General features: G+C 60.8%; 16 protein-coding genes. 11 read left to right on the plus strand and 5 right to left on the minus strand.

Annotated elements, in window-relative coordinates:
• The first annotated feature begins 348 nt into the window (after window positions 1-348).
• The 11 genes from ACWAT3_RS16505 (at window position 349) to ACWAT3_RS16555 (ending at window position 11,004) form a co-directional block, all read left to right on the plus strand.
• Window positions 349-942, plus strand: a complete 594-nt coding sequence (locus ACWAT3_RS16505) for a hypothetical protein (RefSeq protein WP_460800157.1) — start codon at window positions 349-351, stop codon at window positions 940-942.
• A gap of 140 nt (window positions 943-1,082) precedes the next feature.
• Window positions 1,083-2,168: a peptidoglycan-binding protein gene (locus ACWAT3_RS16510; protein ID WP_460800159.1), complete on the plus strand. Its 1,086-nt coding sequence runs from the start codon at window positions 1,083-1,085 to the stop codon at window positions 2,166-2,168.
• Window positions 2,165-2,830: an ABC transporter ATP-binding protein gene (locus ACWAT3_RS16515; RefSeq protein ID WP_460800160.1), complete on the plus strand. Its 666-nt coding sequence runs from the start codon at window positions 2,165-2,167 to the stop codon at window positions 2,828-2,830. The genes ACWAT3_RS16510 and ACWAT3_RS16515 overlap by 4 nt, the downstream gene beginning before the upstream one ends.
• Window positions 2,830-3,921: an ABC transporter permease gene (locus tag ACWAT3_RS16520; RefSeq protein ID WP_460800162.1), complete on the plus strand. Its 1,092-nt coding sequence runs from the start codon at window positions 2,830-2,832 to the stop codon at window positions 3,919-3,921. The genes ACWAT3_RS16515 and ACWAT3_RS16520 overlap by 1 nt, the downstream gene beginning before the upstream one ends.
• 403 nt (window positions 3,922-4,324) lie before the next feature.
• A complete protein-coding gene (locus ACWAT3_RS16525) occupies window positions 4,325-5,068 on the plus strand; it encodes a metallophosphoesterase (RefSeq protein ID WP_460800163.1) in 744 nt (247 codons plus the stop codon).
• Window positions 5,069-5,113: 45 nt separating this feature from the next.
• Window positions 5,114-5,662, plus strand: a complete 549-nt coding sequence (locus ACWAT3_RS16530) for a recombinase family protein (RefSeq protein ID WP_460800165.1) — start codon at window positions 5,114-5,116, stop codon at window positions 5,660-5,662.
• Window positions 5,663-5,959: 297 nt separating this feature from the next.
• Complete coding sequence (locus tag ACWAT3_RS16535) at window positions 5,960-6,196, plus strand: hypothetical protein (RefSeq protein WP_460800166.1); 237 nt, start codon at window positions 5,960-5,962, stop codon at window positions 6,194-6,196.
• A gap of 348 nt (window positions 6,197-6,544) precedes the next feature.
• The gene (locus tag ACWAT3_RS16540; protein WP_460800168.1) at window positions 6,545-7,009 is read left to right on the plus strand and encodes a hypothetical protein; all 465 of its coding nucleotides are present in this window, start codon (window positions 6,545-6,547) and stop codon (window positions 7,007-7,009) included.
• Window positions 7,010-7,012: 3 nt separating this feature from the next.
• Entirely contained in the window at window positions 7,013-7,918 is a 906-nt protein-coding gene (locus tag ACWAT3_RS16545; protein ID WP_460800170.1) for a hypothetical protein, read from the plus strand.
• Between the two features lie 24 nt (window positions 7,919-7,942).
• Window positions 7,943-9,121, plus strand: coding sequence for a peptidoglycan-binding protein (locus ACWAT3_RS16550; protein ID WP_460800171.1), 1,179 nt, complete (start codon window positions 7,943-7,945; stop codon window positions 9,119-9,121).
• Window positions 9,118-11,004 carry an ABC transporter ATP-binding protein/permease gene (locus ACWAT3_RS16555; RefSeq protein ID WP_460800173.1) on the plus strand — a complete coding sequence of 629 codons (1,887 nt, stop codon included), beginning with the start codon at window positions 9,118-9,120 and terminating at the stop codon, window positions 11,002-11,004. Before ACWAT3_RS16550 ends, ACWAT3_RS16555 begins: the two co-directional genes overlap by 4 nt.
• 334 nt (window positions 11,005-11,338) lie before the next feature.
• On the opposite strand, the gene ACWAT3_RS16560 is transcribed toward ACWAT3_RS16555, so the two are convergent.
• The 5 genes from ACWAT3_RS16560 to ACWAT3_RS16580 form a co-directional block, all read right to left on the minus strand.
• Window positions 11,339-11,899, minus strand: coding sequence for a hypothetical protein (locus tag ACWAT3_RS16560; protein ID WP_460800175.1), 561 nt, complete (start codon window positions 11,897-11,899; stop codon window positions 11,339-11,341).
• Window positions 11,899-14,271: a glycoside hydrolase domain-containing protein gene (locus ACWAT3_RS16565; protein ID WP_460800176.1), complete on the minus strand. Its 2,373-nt coding sequence runs from the start codon at window positions 14,269-14,271 to the stop codon at window positions 11,899-11,901. The genes ACWAT3_RS16560 and ACWAT3_RS16565 overlap by 1 nt, the downstream gene beginning before the upstream one ends.
• Window positions 14,272-14,273: 2 nt before the next feature.
• On the minus strand, window positions 14,274-15,248 hold the full coding sequence (locus ACWAT3_RS16570) for a hypothetical protein (RefSeq protein WP_460800178.1): 975 nt from the start codon (window positions 15,246-15,248) through the stop codon (window positions 14,274-14,276).
• Window positions 15,249-15,608: 360 nt separating this feature from the next.
• Window positions 15,609-16,010: a hypothetical protein gene (locus ACWAT3_RS16575; RefSeq protein ID WP_460800180.1), complete on the minus strand. Its 402-nt coding sequence runs from the start codon at window positions 16,008-16,010 to the stop codon at window positions 15,609-15,611.
• A 104-nt stretch (window positions 16,011-16,114) separates the two neighbouring features.
• Window positions 16,115-16,510, minus strand: a complete 396-nt coding sequence (locus tag ACWAT3_RS16580; RefSeq protein ID WP_460800182.1) for a hypothetical protein — start codon at window positions 16,508-16,510, stop codon at window positions 16,115-16,117.
• Between the last annotated feature and the right edge of the window lie 575 nt (window positions 16,511-17,085).

The raw sequence follows: 17,085 nt of genomic DNA on the forward strand, positions 1-17,085 counted from the left end.
CTACGCTGACCTCGAATCAGCCAATCCGGCACCCGCCAGACAAGGCTCCCGATAGGAACGAAAGTCAGGCCGATTCAGGGGCATTGGCGACGCCGAGCGCGACGATGGCGACGATTGCCGCCGCGCCAAGCTTGGTGCGCGTCTTCTTGTTGAACATGTGAGATCTCCTCCGATCGTTGCCGGTCATCTTGACCGGTTCTGACGTGGGATCGTGTCAGTTGTGCACCGGGGTGTCAATCGGTACGTTCGGTGTCACTAAGCGGTTCAGGTATTGCGCCAAGCCGGAGCGGGGGGACTATTTTGAGGCGAAAAGTTGCAGCCGGTGCGAGTGCCATTCTAGGCATTGCTTTGCTGGCGACCGGATGCGCGGCGGAAGAGGAACTTCCACCACCTCCGGCTTTTGAGGAGCTTTCAGCCGCGGAGGAAGACGCGCTTTACCAGGAGACGGTCGACAGCTACGGCGAGTATGTGCAGGCGGCGTTTCCCGAGGCTCAGCTTCCGGAGGTCGAACGAATCCGGTTCGTCACCCGGGAGGAATGGAACGACGTGTTCGTCTCGTGCCTTGGCGAGGCCGGTTTCGAGGCGACCGTGCACGAGGACGGCGGGGTGAGGTACGGCGAGATCCCGCCGGAACAGGCTGAAGCTCAAGCGATTGCGAACTACATATGCCGGGCACAGTACCCGACGGAGTCGAAGTACTCGGCGCCCTTCAGCGACGCTCAGGTGAGCTGGTTGTACGAGTACACCAAGACGACGCTGTTCCCTTGCCTCGAAGCCTTCGATGCGAGGCCCGACAACATGCCCAGCGAGGAGCTGTTTAGGCAGGCCATCTCCGGCACCGGCGAAGGTGTGTGGGATGTGTATTCGCAAGTGCCGGTGGAGAACATCGACCAGGCCATCGAAGAATGTCCGCAGTTCCCGGACGAGTTCTGGGGTGACTGATTCAGTCGTGAAGCGCGGCGGGAAGGATGCGCGAACGCCACGCGCGCCGAAACGCCAACCGGGTCAGATGTCTGACCCGGCGGCGCTTGGATGGCCGTCCCGGTGAACATATGGTCGGATCACGACTGAGAGGTAATCCCATGGCAGAAGACATGCGCACTCGCCGTTGGCCGATGCTCGTCGGCGGCGGGCTGGTCCTACTGCTTATCGGCGTCGCTTGTACTTGGGCTGTGCTGACCATACTTCGACCCGCGGAAGACCCACTAGCGTCGGCTGAGCACACCTATGTCGAAGTCGTCCAAGGTGAGGTCGGCGCCTCAGTGACGCTGAATTCGGTGGCGGAGTGGTCGCAGGTTCCGGTGGGGATAAATCAGGCATCAGGCATTGTCACGAGCGTGGATATCGAACCCGGCTCTGAGGTCGGGCCGGGCGCCGTTCTCTACTCGGTGGGATTGCGACCGGTAACAATCGCTCAGGGTGAGGTGCCGATGTTCCGTCCGATCTCCACCGGCATCGCGGGCGATGACGTGCGACAGCTGCAACAGATGCTTGCGACTTTGGGGCACTACCACGCCGGGATTGACGGGAAGGTTGCGAGCGGGACGACGGCTGCTATCAAGCGTTGGCAGCAGAGCTTGGGCATTGAGAAGACTGGTGTGGTCGAGGCGGCGGACGTGATTTTCGTTCCTCGACTTCCCACGCGAATCGTGTTGAATCCCGACACGATTAAGCGAGGCGCGAGCCTGGGCGGAGGGGAGCAGGCAGTGCAAGGGCTGCCTGCCGCTCCAAACTTCTGGGTGCCGGCAACCGAGGCTCAGGCGGCGATGATGCCTGCCGGCACAGCAATCGAGGTGGGCTCACCCGAAGGGCAGACTTGGCAGGGAGTCACCGGTGAACAGAAGCGAGATGAGGAAACCGGAACCGTACTCGTGGCCGTCACGGGACCAGACGGAGCCACACTCTGCGCGGACGCATGCGGACAGATTCCTGTCTCAGGCCAGACGACGCTGTCGTCCAAGATCGTGACCGTCGAGCAGGTGTCGGGTCTGGTCGTACCGTCGTCAGCGCTGGTGACCACCGCCGATGGAAGCACGGCCGTAATCGACGCTGATGGCGAACGCGTCCCTGTGGAACTCGTTGCGTCGGCCAAGGGGCTGTCCATCGTCGACGGTGTCGACGAAGGCACGCGTGTCAGCGTGCCAGCGACCGAAGACTCCACGAAATGAGACAGCTTTCCTCGCCCAGCGAGACCGCACTGCTGGAGGCGAGAGACGTTAGGTTCAGCTATCTGCCTGGGACGCCAGTTCTGGATGCCTGGTCGGCTCGTTTTGCTGCGGGGAGCATGACTGCGCTCACGGGGCCGTCCGGACGAGGAAAGTCCACTCTCCTTTATCTCCTTGGCCTGATGCTGCACCCATCCGGCGGCGAGATTCGGTTACAGGGGCGCAGCACGGCTCGGCTGAGGGACGCGGAACGGGCGCGCATGCGTGCGCATCAGTTCGGGTTCGTATTTCAGGACGCAGCGCTGGATGCCACGCGCACGGTTCTCGACAACGTCACGGAGACCGCGCTGTACCGTCGCGAATCCCGGCGCTCAGTCGAGCTCCGAGCACAGGAACTCCTCGAACGCTTCGGCGTCGATCTGCCCGCGCGCCGGAAGCCGGGCCAGGTGTCGGGCGGTCAGGCGCAACGCATCGCGCTGTGCCGCGCGTTGCTGAATTCTCCAAGCATCCTGTTGGCCGATGAACCTACTGGGAACCTGGATCCGGCAACTAGTGACTTGGTCGTTACCGCCCTCCAAGAACATGCGCACGCCGGGAATGCGGTCATTGTTGTGACGCACTCGCCCCAAGTTGCAGAGCTGAGCGACGAGGAGATCCGGTTGTGATGGCGTCGGTCTTCCGTGAGGCTGCGGCCTCCGCCCGCTCTCAACCCGTCGCATCCGTCATCACCGTTCTGATGATCGTGGGGATGATCCTTGCCGTCATGCTGACGACGGGCCGCACGGTCGGCGCGGAACAGCAAGTGCTCGGAGCCATAGACTCCGCAGGAACGCGATCCATCACGGTGCGCGCGGAACCTAGCGCAGGCATCTCCAGCGACGTGTTGCAACGAATCGCAGGCATCGAAGGAATCGAATGGGCGGCGGGATTCTCCTCCGCCGTCGACGCCACCAATAGCACCGTCCCGGACGGAACTCGCGTCCCAGTCCGGCTGGCATACGGCGACCAGTTCACACGTCTTGGCATCCCCTCCAACCCCGCCGTCCCAGGCCAGCTCGCCTGGGCGTCTGCCGAAGCTCTAGAACAACTGGGAATGCCTGACGAGACCGGGGGCGTCGAACTGACATCCGGCGCCTCGTACGGAGTCGCCGGCCGCATAGAAACGCCCGACTTCCTCAGTGGCTTCGAACCGGTCGTGCTCGTCCCCCAGCCGAACGCAACCGGCGATGAACCTGTCAGCATCCTCATCGTCATCGCCGAGGAACCCGAACTCGTCGCGCCGGTCAGTGAAGCTGTCCTCTCCGTCCTCGCGCCGGACGACCCCACCAAGGTGACAATGCAGACCAGCGAAGCGCTCGCCCAGCTCCGCGGCCTCATCGAAGGGCAGCTCGGTTCCTTCTCACGAGGGCTGGTCGTTGCCCTCCTCGCGCTGACCGGCACTCTCGTCGCGGTGCTCCTGTACGGGCTTGTCATGATGCGCCGGAAAGACTTCGGACGCCGCCGAGCACTCGGCGCGAGCCGCGGCCTCATTATCGGACTGCTCCTTGTCCAAACGAGCTTCCTCGCCCTCGTGGGCATCCTGACGGGCACCCTATTGTCCGCAATCATTCTTGGCGTGAGCGGCGATCCCTGGCCCGGAACCGCGTTCACGGGAGCTCTTGGCGTTCTGACACTTGTCACGGCGGCTATCGCTGCACTTTTGCCCGCAACCCTCGCAAGCCGCAGAGAACCGATCCGTGAGTTGCGCGTCCCATAATCCTTTCGGATGTTGTTCTTGCTGCGACTGCCCACCGCGGCAACGAACCTTGAGAGTTCCGGGAAGAACTGGTCGCCGCTGCGGGTCGGGATCCTCAATGCACGCGCACGGCAGAGGCGGTGGTCCGTTGCAGATGTGCCGCAGGGTATAGAGCGAGAGACGATGTCCCCCCAATGAACCGGGTTTCCGTCTCGCAGACGGTCGTACATGAGACCGAATCGCCTCAGGGCTGCAACGCGGTGTGTCCGTGTCTCATAACCCGTGTCCATAATCAATGACTCGAGACCCACGTTCGTGAGATAGCCCACCTCGATGTCGGCAGCGCATGGTTCTATCGTCGACCATCGCACCCGACCGAAGGACCGACGTTATGAATGCTCCACTCCGGCTTGAGGCAGGCCCTGTGGCTATCGCTGGCGACTGGCACGGTTCAAGCGCGTGGGCGACGAAGATGATCCGAGCCATCCACAACGGGCACCCCGAGGTCACGACGGTGCTGCACCTGGGCGACTTCTGGTCAAGCACAGCGATGCTGGTCGCGGTGGACCGGGCCTGCAACGAGAGCGGGATTGAACGAGTGCTGGTCACGCTCGGCAACCACGAGCTTTGGGGCACGCTCACTCCGATGCTCGACGCCCAACCTGAGGAGCCGATCCGGCTGTCGCAGCGCGTCCTCGCCCTGCCACGCCCGTACCGATTCTGGATCGGGGAGACGTCGGTGCTGAGCCTAGGAGGTGCGGCGTCCGTTGACCGAGGATGGAGGATCCCGGGCAAAGAATGGTGGCCCGACGAGTGCATCACGGATGCCATGGTCGAGGAGGCCATCGCCGGCGGGCCGGTCGATGCGATGCTCACCCACGAAAGCCCCGCCGGAAGCCCCGTCCCCGCAGTTCGCCGCGTCCTCCGCACCAACCCGCTCGGCCTCACTCGCCAGGCCCGAGACGAATCGCGAGACAGCCGGATTCAGGTCTCGCGCGTTTGGGATGCGGTGAGGCCCCGCAATCTGTTCCATGGGCATATGCACGTCGTCGGTGGTGGCCGGATGGATGACGGGAGGCGTGTGATCTCGCTCGGGTGTAACGAGCAGGCCGGAAACGTCGTCGTCTGGGATTCCACAGCGGACACGCTGAACTACGTCGGGATGTAGAAGACCCCGCGGGTGATGTCGGCTGGCACCGCTACGGTCGACGCCATGGCAGACGTGGGGTACGCGAGAGTTTCGACGCAGGATCAGAATCCCGACGCGCAGACAGACGCGCTGGAAGCTGCCGGTTGCGACCGAGTCTTCGTAGACCACGCCTCCGGCACGCTCGCGAAACGACCAGCGCTCACCGAGGCAATGAGCTACCTGCGCGAGAACGACACCCTCGTCATCACCAAGCTCGACAGGCTCGGCCGCTCGGTCAAGAACCTCAAAGACGTCGCCGATGAGCTTGAGCGCCGCGGAGTCGGGCTCAGGGCTCTGTCTCAGGGCATAGATACGACCACGCCGGGAGGGCGGCTCTTCTTCCACATGCTGGCGGCCATCAGCGAGTTCGAGCATGACCTCATAGTTGAGCGAACCAAAGACGGACTTGCGGCTGCACGTGCTCGAGGACGCAAAGGCGGGCCCAAGTTCAAAATGACGCCGGCGAAAGCCAAGCAGGCGCGCGCCATGTACGACACGCAGGAGCACACGGTGCAGCAGATCGCGGAAGTTCTCGGGGTCAGTCGGCCGACCGTATATCGCCACCTGACGTGATGACATTGTTCTGTAGTGGAGTTATGAGAACGGACAGTCGGTCCAACGCACTTAGTACAGGATTTGCGACAGAGTCTCTCCGAGCTGCTGCTCATTGCGCAGGCGGCCGCCCGGAGCGGATGGCTCCTGGAATCGCTGAGCGCTGAAGGAAAGCCGTCGCTCCGCGGCGCTACCGACGGTCCGCACGCGACCGCTCGCCAACCATGGTCGGACACCGGGGGATAGTCGTTCGGCTCTCGTCGTTGACGAGCCACGTGGAGCCTGTCGTCGGTCGTGCGCAACGTGAGAGGATCGGCCATGGCCTACTTCTTCTGTCTCTTGGCGGGATGCGCGCTGACGGTCGGCATTTACGGCCTCGTCGTCAATCTCAGGACGCTAGGGGGTCTACGCCAGGCCTCCGGAGAGGCTACGCAGCTTGGCGTCAAAACGCGTCAATCGTTGCTGATGACCTACGGCAGGCTCGGTGGTTCCGCGCTCCTCGTGCCAGTTGCGATTTTGGTGTGGCTGATCGTCGTGTCGTCGGGGAGCGTGTGACCTCACCGCTGGCCTTCACCACGAAGCTCAGGGATCGGTTGAACTTATTGAGGCCCGCACCCGTGGGCTCCACGTTCTCACCAGGTAGTCGATGCCGGCAGGCGCATCTCGAACGCCATTGCGGACATCGCGCATCCCATTCGCTGTCACAAATACAGGATCTGCGACCATCTTTGGACCGAGCCCAGGAAACCGATGCGCATCGAAGCGCATCGGCCAATAAAGCTCGTGAGCGGGTGCTAGCGTGCGGCTAGGCGTCCCATTCTGGTGACGACCTGCCCGTCGCGAAGCAGGGGGAACTTCGAGCGGACAAAATCGTGTGTACGTAGACGTATGGAGGATGCAGCAATGGTTCGTGGTTTCGGGAAGAAGTTGGCTGTTGCGGCCGGTGTCTCGCTCGTGTTGGTGGCGTCTTTGCTCACTGCTCCGGCCGCCTATGCGGCGCCGGAGAACAACTGTGCGAGTGGTGCGACATGTGCCTGGCGAGATCACACCTATCTAACGGCTGGTTCCGCGTCTTCCAAGATTGCTTTTCAGCAATGTGTAAGCGACTACTTCAGCCTGAAGTACTCAGGTACGAACATCGGCGGGTCTGAGCCGATTTCCGTATACAACAACGGAAACTACGACGCCGTATACGTGTACGTGAACTCGGGCTATGACATTGGTGGTCCTACCACTTCCCTCTTCCGCCGGACGTTGCAGAAGAAGACGGGTGACGGGAATGTGACCAACGACAAGGGCTATATCGCGAACTTCGCTTCGCTGGGCTCAGGCCGCTTCGTGACGGTCGCCGAATCCTGCACGAACTGACGCATGTCAGCCAAGAAGTTGATAGGAATCGGCCTGTTGATGGTGGTTGGGTTCCTGAGCATCTCGTGTAGCGCGGTTGACACCGCTGGATCGGACCAACCGTCCGAATCGCGACTGGCTATAGACCTGCCGGATAAGAATCGGTCACTGTGGGTTATGCCGCTCGACGCGTACTTCGTTAGCGAAGTTGACCTGAAGAAGGAGGCATATCTTCACGCGCTTTACTCGCAGGAATGCCTGAGTGACCAAGGATTTCATCACGAAGTGCCGGCTTTGGAGTTCGCCGCTTCGGAGTCTACCGTCGTGAGAAATTGGTTCGACGAGACGGTTGCTTCGGAATTCGGCTACCACAGCCCGATTTCTTCCAGCCCATCTGATGAGGCCTGGGTTGAGTACACCCAACGCCCGATCTCGGACGATGAGCTTGCTGTCCTCGACCAGTGTGTTCATGACGTGGTAGATAACCCGGACGTCCCTAAATGGACCCCCAAACTGCTCAACTATGCTGGAACATTCGGCTCTGCAGCGATAACTGGTGCCTCGGAAGACCCGCAAGTAGCTGCTGCTGCCGAACGGTGGCGAACCTGCATGAAGCCAATCGGCATCGAAGATCTTCCATCGAGCCCTAACGGTATGCCCACGGACTCGATGCGTCAGCGGTACGGGTGGGCTGACACGGCGGCGGACAGTGCTCCACCGCTTACTCCGGACGAGATTGCGGACGCCGTCGAGGACGCAAAATGCCAGGAGAGCTCCGGGTATAGCGAGTCGATCTACGACGCTGAATGGGAACGCCAGGTGTCGCTTCTCGAAGAGAACTATGAATCGTTCGTCTCGGTGGGGGAAGACATCAAAGAAGTGCGTCAAGAGATTTCCGAGCGCATGGCGCTCATGGCTCCAGAACGCTAGAGCCCAAGACAGTCGGAGTAGGTCATGAAGGTCCGCCGAAAGGCACTGCGCCCTGTCGTGCTCGGGATGGTGATGTTGCTCGTCGCCGCAGGCGGTGTCGCCGGCGGGTGGCTAGTCGCAGAGGCGTTCCAATCACCTGAGCAGATCGCCGCTCAATCATCGCCGCCTCCGCCATCGGTGATCACGGCCGAAGTCACGGAGGGTGATCTCGGCGAGGAGATCACCCTCCGAGCCACCGTGCAGCTGTCCAATCAAGAACAGGTGCGGTTGCCGGCTGACGCTGCGGACGTGGTTACAGAGGTGCCGGTTGGTATTGGTTCGGAGATCGCTGCGGGGACCGTGGTTTCTGAAGTCAACGGAGCACCAGTTTTCGCCCTTCCCGGTGAGTTCCCGTTCTACCGAGACCTGCGATTGGGCGATTCAGGACCCGACGTTCGCATGCTTCAACAGGCTCTGACAGCGGCGGGGAGATCAGTCGAAGACGATGGAACCTTCGGCCACGGAACTGCCTCGGCAGTTAGATGGTTGTACGACACGCGTGGCTATGTGGCACCGACATCTGCCGCGGATGGCGGTACGGTCCAGCCACCGCCGGAAGAATCGGAGACTGACGATTCGAGCGGGGCGGACCAGCCAGCGTCGGTCAGCACAAGCCCGGTCTACCCGTATCTTCCGCTTGGCGCGGCCATCATCACGGGCAATCTCCCGGCGGTGGCATCAGCCGTACCGGCCGTCGGTCTGACGCCGGAGGAAGGTGCAACGCTGACTCTGGTTTCAGGAAGCGTGCGGGTGGTCGCTTCGGTGACGGCGGAAACATCGGCACAATTGTCCGCCGGCATGCGCGGCGACATTCTCGACGCCACGGCTGAGGCACAGGTAGAGATTGTTGAAATCTCGTCCGCAGTCGCTGAGGACGGCACAGTCGGTGTGGTCTTCTCTGCCCCCGATTCTCTCGCAGGAGATGCGATGGGGCAGGAAGTCGTAATTAGCGTTCGGCTCCATGGAGATCAAGGAACCGGATGGATTGTACCGACACGTGCCGTGATCTCCAGATCCGATACCTTCTGGGTGCGAAAGCTTCGAGATGACGGCACTGCTGTAGAGGTCCAGATCGAAGAGATCGACAGCAGCCTTGGAATGTCGCAGATCGAGCCCACGGACGCGGAGAAGCTGAAACTGGGCGACGAGGTGCTGCTCGAATGACGACCATTACCCTGGACAACGTCTCCCGGCGTTTTGGGCGTGGTGCGGCAGAGGTCACCGCTGTCGACAGGGTCTCGCTGCAGATTCGTTCGGGCGAGTATGTCTCGGTCATGGGCGAGTCCGGCAGTGGTAAGTCGACGCTCATCGGAATACTCGGATTGTTGGATCGCCCAACTGCCGGTCACTATCGACTAGATTCAACTCTCGCCGATGACGTTGATGGCGCGACGCAGGCTAGGTTGCGGTCGCAGTACTTCTCCCATATCTTTCAGTCGTTTCATCTTTTGGAACGACGCCCAGCGGTAGACAGCGTTGGCCTTGCACTCCTCTATCGGGGCCTGCACTCCGCCGAGATCGATGCTCGTTCGCACCGAGCCTTGGAGATGCTCGGACTCGCTGACCGCGCGTCGACGCCGGGCGCCCTCCTTTCCGGCGGCGAGCGGCAGAGGGTTGCCGTGGCCCGCGGGATTGCATCACGGACTCCCTTCCTAATCGCAGATGAACCGACCGGAAATCTGGATAGCGTCAATTCCGACAAGGTCATTGCTGCCCTCGAAGCAGCCCACCGGTCAGGTGCTGCGGTCGTCATAGTTACCCATTCGCGTGAGACGGCCGCACGCGCCGGGCGCACGATCACCCTCCGTGATGGTCAGGTAAAGGATGACTCCGCTCCAAATGGGGTCGCGCAGTCACAGGCCAAGGCCGTTGCGCCGCCGGGGTTGCCCAGCCGTGTTCGCCCGGGGACGATGCTAAGGGACATCTGGAAGAACGTCGTTTCACGACGAGCGCGACTGCTCAGCTATGCCGCAGCCATCGCGATGTCAGTCGCGTTGGTCATGACCACGCTCGGGCTGTCCCACTCCGCAACCCATCAGGTATCGCTCGCGTTCGACGCGACTACGAGCCGAGAGATCACAGTTTCGCGGTTGCTGAGTGACACTGTGGCACCGCTCGGGGACGACACCATCGGACGCGTGTCAGAGTTGAACGGCGTAGTTGCCGTCGCTGATGCGGTCGAGACGTCGGCGCAGATACAGCGCAATCCCGGCAGCGAGCTCGTCGACACTTCGCTGTTCTTCGTTCGTGGCGACGTCGTCGTTGCCGGACGGTTGAGTCTCGAGGAAGGCTCACAGATAGCCGCTTCAGGCTTGAAGCCAGGTGAAGCACTGGTTGGGGCGGCGCTAGCTTCTCGACTCAATATTCCCGCGGCGGACACAGACTCGACGGTCGTTGTGAACGGCCAGACCTACCTCGTACGCGGGATCATCGAAGATTCGCCGCGCGAAGCCTCCTGGATCGGAGCGATCCTCGTCGCCCCTAGAGGAGAGAGTGTCGGGGTAGGTAGTGAGGCCCGCACGTTGATCACCACGAAGCCAGGAGCCGCTATCCAGGTGTCCAAGGAGATACCGCTCGTCATAGACCCGGCAGCGCCGGAACGTGTTGACCTCTCGTCTCCCCCGGATCCGTCCGCGATGCGGCAAGGCGTTGAGTCGAGCGTGCACATGACCCTCATTCTGCTCACACTCGCGGCGATACTCGGCAGCATCGTCGCCATCGCTCTCGCCTCCCTGTCGGCGGCGAGTGAACGGCGCGTCGAGTTCGGACTGAGACGAGCAGTTGGAGCGCGTCACCAACATATTCTCGCGATGCTCGCCGGCGAGGCTGCCCTGTACGGTGTCGTCGGAGCCGCATGCGGTGCATTCCTGGGCATGGCAGCCCTGTTGGCCGTTACCATCCTGAACCGATGGACGCCGATCTTCGACGTCCGCTTGCTGTTCATTGCTGTCGCCGCGGGCGTCCTCGTGTCAGTTCTTGGCTCTTTCGCGGGAGCCATTCGCGCCCTACGAATGCAACCGGGGGAGGCCCTGCGACCTGCGCAGTAGTCGCCCGCTCAAACGCCCGTGGGGAGGCATTTTGAAGGATCGAACGAGGGACTTGCAGGCGCCGCACCGCCTCTCTCCTACACGGTTGTGTCGCCGAATTAGGTGTACGAAACAGTTGCCATGACGCAAGAAGCGCGACGCCGGGCGCAACCCATCGTCTTCAGATGTACGACGGCAACTGTAGTGTGGCTCGCCGGCGACTGGTCACGAGTCTGTCAAAGACGTAGGTCGTCGAGATAACGAGCGGAACGATCTGCGGGATATCACCTTCAAGGCGCAATAATCGGAGCAACAGCGCGTACGAGCACGGACCAGGGCTCGCTCACAGCAGAGGTCACGATACTCCGTACCACCACGTGATCCGAGCGTAGGCAGCGATTGCGCCGACAACTGCAAGTACTCCAATCCACACGAGCATGATCTTCCATCGCATCCGCTTGGACAACGGGGTAGCTACCAATACGTTGATCCCAACCAACGCGCAGAGCGGTGCTAGCAAGAACAGCGGGATGAGCAAGGAGGAGGCACTTCGGTCGCTGACCCCTAACGCGCCAATCCAGGCAGAGAACCAAATCAGCGCGCCGTAGGCAATCAGGACCAGGATCGAGATCATCATGGCCACCAGCCTGATGGTCAGGGCGGTACCGGCTGGAACCCAGAACACTGCAATCAAATACGGCAGAAAGGTGACCAAGACAATACAAGCAACCACGACGAGGCCTGTCTGCCACGGATTTCGCGTGGATGACTCGACGTCAGTGATTACAAAGCTGGCGAGTACGCCCGCGACTGCCGCGGCGACAGTCGCTACTAAGTAGACCGCGGCATGCGCAGTCTGAGGAGACCGGGCGTGCGTCGAGGGGTTTGGCGGCGGCGGAAATGCTTGGTCCATCATCAGAACTTCGAGAATAGGGCGTCAGCGAAGCCAGCGCCAACCTCCGCCGCTTCGGCATCGGTTGGTCCAACTACCCCGGTCTCTAAGAAACTTGCCAAGGACACATCGACCCATGGCCATCCACCATCAAAGATTGACTTCGCGGCGACTTGGGCAACCGCATGAGACCCATCAAACCGTTGAGCGGCGAATTGTGAATACCGCCAGGTCGGTGACGAGCTGGAGTTCCATTCTATCTCGCGAACACAGTCGGAGATCGACCGGTTCGGCGCATCGCCGAGCAACTTATAGCACAGGAACGCATCTACGTCAGCGCGGAGATCTTCAGCAGAGAAGCGGGAATCAGCGTGAGTCCCACCCACGTGCGCGGCAAACCACTCACTAATGGTCCAGGATGGGTCTGTGCGGTACGACTTGTAATACTCATTCCAAGCGTTCACGAGGTCGCCCGCCCACCCAGCGAGATCGCCCGTTCGCGCCAAGAAATTCGCGGGCTCAATCTGTCCCCACCGAAGATAACCCCGAAGGGTCGCGGAAAAATGAGTCAAAAGGCTTTTGCGGTAAGCGGCGGCCTGGGGCGATACGCTCTCGAACTGGCCGCGCCTAGCCGTTTTCTCCGCGACCATAAGTTGGTTGAGATTGAGAAGCGGATCTGCTTCGACGGCGGGAGTATAGACGTCCCAGATACCCGCGGTGTAGTTCGCTTCTTGACGTTGAATAAATCGCAGAACATTGTCTCGAGTGAATATGTTCGCTTGCCCTTCAAGGTGTTCTGCTCGCACGTCGAGCTCAACCAGGTACCAGAGATACGGTTCGTCGAATTGGAGGTCGGCGAGTGGCGGTTGCGGGACAAGTGCTGTGGGGTTCATGTCGGTTTGCCCCACGGGATGGGCGCGACTGGACTGGATATTCTTATCGATTTCCAAAGAAGCATTGGATCCGGTCAACGTATAGTTCTGAATCTGGTCATAGGACCAACTGGGGGGAAGTGAGAAACCCAAGTTTCCGCTCCATCCCCAAGACATCGAGGCGATGAATCCCTCTGATGCAAGTCCTGAGTTGATAACGCGTGCGCAGACATTTCGCGTTCCGTAGATCCCGACCCGATAGTCCACGGCCGTTGAGTGAATGTAGTCGGAAACGCCCTGGAAGTACGGAATCACGCTGGCAGTAATTTGGTCATCTAGAGCATCGAGATCAACAGCGAAGAAGACGGTGGTGTTCGGCTTGAAGCCGAGCTGTCGTAGTCGTCGGAGTGCTTGAAATCCGTGGTCCAACCCTTTTGCGTAGGAGAAATCGGAGACTGATGTGTTTGCCTCCTGCATGATTGGAAAGGTCTTCAGTCCGGCCGCGAAGATCCTTTCCAACTCTCCCGGAGCGTAACGCTTTCCGAGAACGGAAATATACCTGCCGACCGTGCGATAGCCCTTTTCGTAAAGCAAGGCGCAATGTTCGGCTGTCAACTGGGTCATCATGTCGCTTGCGATGCCCGGGCGTGTCGCGTCGCCGGTGCTGACTAGCAGCGAGGCCCATGTTTGGTAGTCTCCGCTCCCGCTTGCTTGGAGCTCGGCGTACCCTTGGAACGTCGTGGCCGCCGTGGCAGTAGCCGCGTCAAAGGCTCCAGAGAAGCTTGCCGCATAGCCGTTGAATCGAAGTGCGGCTTGGAATAGACGAACCCAGTTCTTCGACCCGTCGGTGTCGCCGTTGCTCACGTAGGCACTGGATTGCAGCCCGGAGCGCGTTCCTGGGCCAAAGTTCCCGTTCGCGACTCCGTCGTCCATATTGAGCTCATACTGGATTGCGAACATGAGTCCGCGCTGAGTGCTCCTAGAGAAGAGGCCATCGCACGGAAGCAACGGAAAATCGCGCCGGTGGGAATAATGCCCGTTAAGCCACTGTTGCGCTTCGCGCTTCTCTGGGGTGCCTGAGCCGACTCTCACGTACGCGTCCATGGTGAGCAGGGACTTCATGAGCTTGACGTTTACGCTGACAATCGAGGGCGAAAGGCCCAGATGTGAGTTAATTCTTGAGACCGAGTCCATTACGTCATTGTCGTATACGCCCGGGTCCCAGCCGCCGCTGTATCCCTTGCACCACAGGGCGCCCTGAAGGATGCGAACTACATTCGCGTTTTGATCTGTCGTTGTCGGGTTGAGAGTGCCGAACTCTTGGACGAACGTCGCTTCGGTTGTCGGTCCGAAGGTGTCGGAAAGAGTAGTGATGCCGAGTTCAATCTGAAGCGCCCGCGTCAGCCCAAATATCGTCGGCCAGCCCGTTTGCCCGTTAGTTGGCACGTCCACCCACTGTGATTCTGCTCCGTAGGTGGAGTTCAACCAGAACTGCGAGGCCTGGATCTGGAGATCAATAACCATAGTCAGGCCGTTTCGCTCTTGGTGTAATCGGACAGAATGAAGCCAGAGTTTGTCAGCGGTGCGGAGGAGTGGAGATCCGTGATCCGGCTATTGGGGGCCTCCGGCTCGGGAACGACCAGGTCGACGGTTGGTATCGCCTTGAGCTTCGGGATCATGCCGTCTTCTGTCGACCGCCTAGCCTTCACGTCGAATGTCATTGTCCAAAGTGCTCCGGGTTCAATTCTTTCGGCGACCTGGTAGAGCGCCTCATGCTTCGGCCCTTCACGGTTCGCGGTGCTCCGGGACTTGGAGGCGCGGCCCTCAACGTGGTTGCTTCCGCCCGGCGTGAGACGCGTTGCAATTACGAGGCCACTTGGTGTCGGATTCGGCCCGTAGCTGTTGATCTGTATAAGTGAGGGCACGTATTCAGCGCCCACGATTACCCAGCTCGTGAGAAGCTCTGCTCCCCAAGCACTTGCCGCGTGCTGCTGGATCTGAAGGGTCTGCGACTCCGAATCGGTGGTGATGTTGGTTGGCAGCGGCTCGCTCACGAGATCGTTCGGGTATGTGGCGGCGGAGCGGGCCGAGAGAATCAGACGAGTCGTTCCTTGGCCGGGCGAGAATGTCAGGCTTTGCTCGGTGGCATCAACGGGGACGAGCATCGTTCGGTCGGTGTCACCGTGGAGCACTGCGACGGCCGACGGTTCGACTATGAATATGCGTGGATCCCAAGTCACGGTTACAAGTTTCAGTGGCACATCAGGAAGCAGGATCACCTCAGGAAACTCGACGGCGTAACGCACAGTTCCGTCGGGAGCGAAACAGGCTACGTCTGTCGTCCTATCTACGGTGATCTTGGCTGACCCGGTCTGAAGCTGTTTGTGACCCGTATTGGCACGCAGGTTCAGCGATGACGTCAATAGGAGAATCGACGTACCTGTGACAAACCCCCGGCGGGATACTTGCAGCTGGTTGACCGCCCTACTAAGCGCGCTCATCTCTTTTCATTCCGTTCGGAAGGCTGCGGTACCGGCCGCAGGTGGTGCTTGCGCACCATCGATTTGATTAGGCAGGATGCGACCGCGTGTCTTGAACCGAGAGCCACTGATTCTCCAATCACAACTTGATTCGTTGTAGTACTGCCAACACGGCTTAGAGGGCAGTTGCCCACCGTGCTGCCCTTCCCTTGAGCCCGTAGCCCTGCTGGAACGGTTCGCCTCATCGGATGCGTTGAGGCCCTCGTTCCGCATGGAGCTCATCGCTGGGTGCGTGTCAGTGATCCAGAGTCGAGAGCTCGCCACCGTGCCGCGCGTTCATGTCGCCCCCAGGCCCGAGCCCGACTGATGCCGACCGGCTGCTCACGGATATACCTCGCCAGGGAGAGCGATGTTCCACTCGAGGTTGGAGTTCCAGGTCACGGGTGGAACCGTGCAGCTGCTGTTGCCGCACGAGCTGGTGCCCAGGGAGTTGAGGTAGAACGTGCCGCCGGGCATGGTCATCGAGCCATTGGGCTTCGTGAACACGAGCCACTGGTTGTATCGCGGGGCGCCTCCGTTGGACAGAGGGGCTCGGGCGATCTGCGTGCCGGCGGTGTTGCGGATGCCGGCACTCAGTGTGCCGTTGCCGTTGTACGAGAGGAAGTTGATTCGCACACGGTTGTACTGATGCGTGTTGTAGCGGGGGGTGTCGTGGTGCCGTACGACGTTTGCTGGTTGGGTAGCGCCAACGCTGTACTTGATGTCGGCGCTGGCGGGCGTCATGCCGCCGAGAATGACGACGGACGCGATAGCGCTGATGGCGAATGTGCGAAGGAAGCCACGTGCGTCGCTCGATGTACCAGTTACCCGGGAATCGCGGTGGACGGTCATCGAGTGAGTCCCTTGCAATCGTTGTTGAGTTCCAACTCTTCGGCGGAGAGGCCAACCTCCGTCGCGTACAACGACAGCTGATGGCGGTACTCCGTGTACTCCGTGGCGGAGACCGCGGGAAGTTCTTCGACGAAATGCGCGAGCTCCGACTCGACGCGTGCGCTCTGGGACGTAGCGCGTTGCGGATTGACTGATGCTTCCAGCCAACTGCAGTGCCAGAACTGGGTGACGAACGTACTAAAGAGCCCGCGTTCGTAGACGTGCTTGGCTTCTGGATCGCTCGGCGTAAAGAAACTCGGTGCCTCGGCGGGGAAGCTCACCCCATCTGGCAGGGTCAGGTCGGAGCTTTCCACGGCCAGTGTCCAGGACACCTGAACCTGGTCCTGAGGCACGACGAGCGGATCCTCCTGCGTCGAGACCGATGACCCGAAAGCGGATGTGCCCGCAATCACCCCTACGGCTATTCCCGCGACTGCCCCCGCCGTATACGCCGAGAACCTCCTGGCACTGTGCCTCATCACGCCTCCGTTAGTCCATTTCGAGTCACAGTATCGGCAAGCGTTCTCCGCGCAACGCTGGTCTTGAGCTAGCGTGCTCATCATGAACGCCGAGAGAGTCACCAGCAAGATCAGGCAAGTAGGCTCCGCGAGCGCGCTCGTGGCAGTATTGCTGTCCGTATCGGCGTGTGGGGTAGCCCCTGGTGATGCTCCGACGATTGCACCCCCGGTCGCGGCATCTCCGGCGCCAAATGCGTCGACCGATCCCGGCACGCCGAATGACCCGATGGTCCCCAGCGCATCATGGGAATGCGGGCACGCAAGTGCGTTGAGCAGCATGCTTACGCGCGCAGAACACGCGCTCAGTATCGGAGAGATCGACGAGGAGGGCTTTGAATCGGCCTGACTTTCGTTCCGTTCTTCAAGCAAGGATGGAACTCGATGAACAGGAAGTACTCGCCGGAGATGCG

The sequence above is a fragment of the Microbacterium sp. GXF0217 genome (assembly GCF_054798195.1).

Coding starts and splice junctions, on each gene's coding strand:
- ACWAT3_RS16510 (WP_460800159.1), top strand. CDS start 1,083: ATGGCAGAAGACATGCGCACTCGCCGTTGGCCGATGCTCGTCGGCGGC.
- ACWAT3_RS16565 (WP_460800176.1), bottom strand. CDS start 14,271: ATGGTTATTGATCTCCAGATCCAGGCCTCGCAGTTCTGGTTGAACTCC.
- ACWAT3_RS16560 (WP_460800175.1), bottom strand. CDS start 11,899: ATGATGGACCAAGCATTTCCGCCGCCGCCAAACCCCTCGACGCACGCC.
- ACWAT3_RS16535 (WP_460800166.1), top strand. CDS start 5,960: ATGGCCTACTTCTTCTGTCTCTTGGCGGGATGCGCGCTGACGGTCGGC.
- ACWAT3_RS16545 (WP_460800170.1), top strand. CDS start 7,013: ATGTCAGCCAAGAAGTTGATAGGAATCGGCCTGTTGATGGTGGTTGGG.
- ACWAT3_RS16540 (WP_460800168.1), top strand. CDS start 6,545: ATGGTTCGTGGTTTCGGGAAGAAGTTGGCTGTTGCGGCCGGTGTCTCG.
- ACWAT3_RS16530 (WP_460800165.1), top strand. CDS start 5,114: ATGGCAGACGTGGGGTACGCGAGAGTTTCGACGCAGGATCAGAATCCC.
- ACWAT3_RS16515 (WP_460800160.1), top strand. CDS start 2,165: ATGAGACAGCTTTCCTCGCCCAGCGAGACCGCACTGCTGGAGGCGAGA.
- ACWAT3_RS16550 (WP_460800171.1), top strand. CDS start 7,943: ATGAAGGTCCGCCGAAAGGCACTGCGCCCTGTCGTGCTCGGGATGGTG.
- ACWAT3_RS16555 (WP_460800173.1), top strand. CDS start 9,118: ATGACGACCATTACCCTGGACAACGTCTCCCGGCGTTTTGGGCGTGGT.
- ACWAT3_RS16570 (WP_460800178.1), bottom strand. CDS start 15,248: ATGAGCGCGCTTAGTAGGGCGGTCAACCAGCTGCAAGTATCCCGCCGG.
- ACWAT3_RS16520 (WP_460800162.1), top strand. CDS start 2,830: ATGGCGTCGGTCTTCCGTGAGGCTGCGGCCTCCGCCCGCTCTCAACCC.
- ACWAT3_RS16575 (WP_460800180.1), bottom strand. CDS start 16,010: ATGACGCCCGCCAGCGCCGACATCAAGTACAGCGTTGGCGCTACCCAA.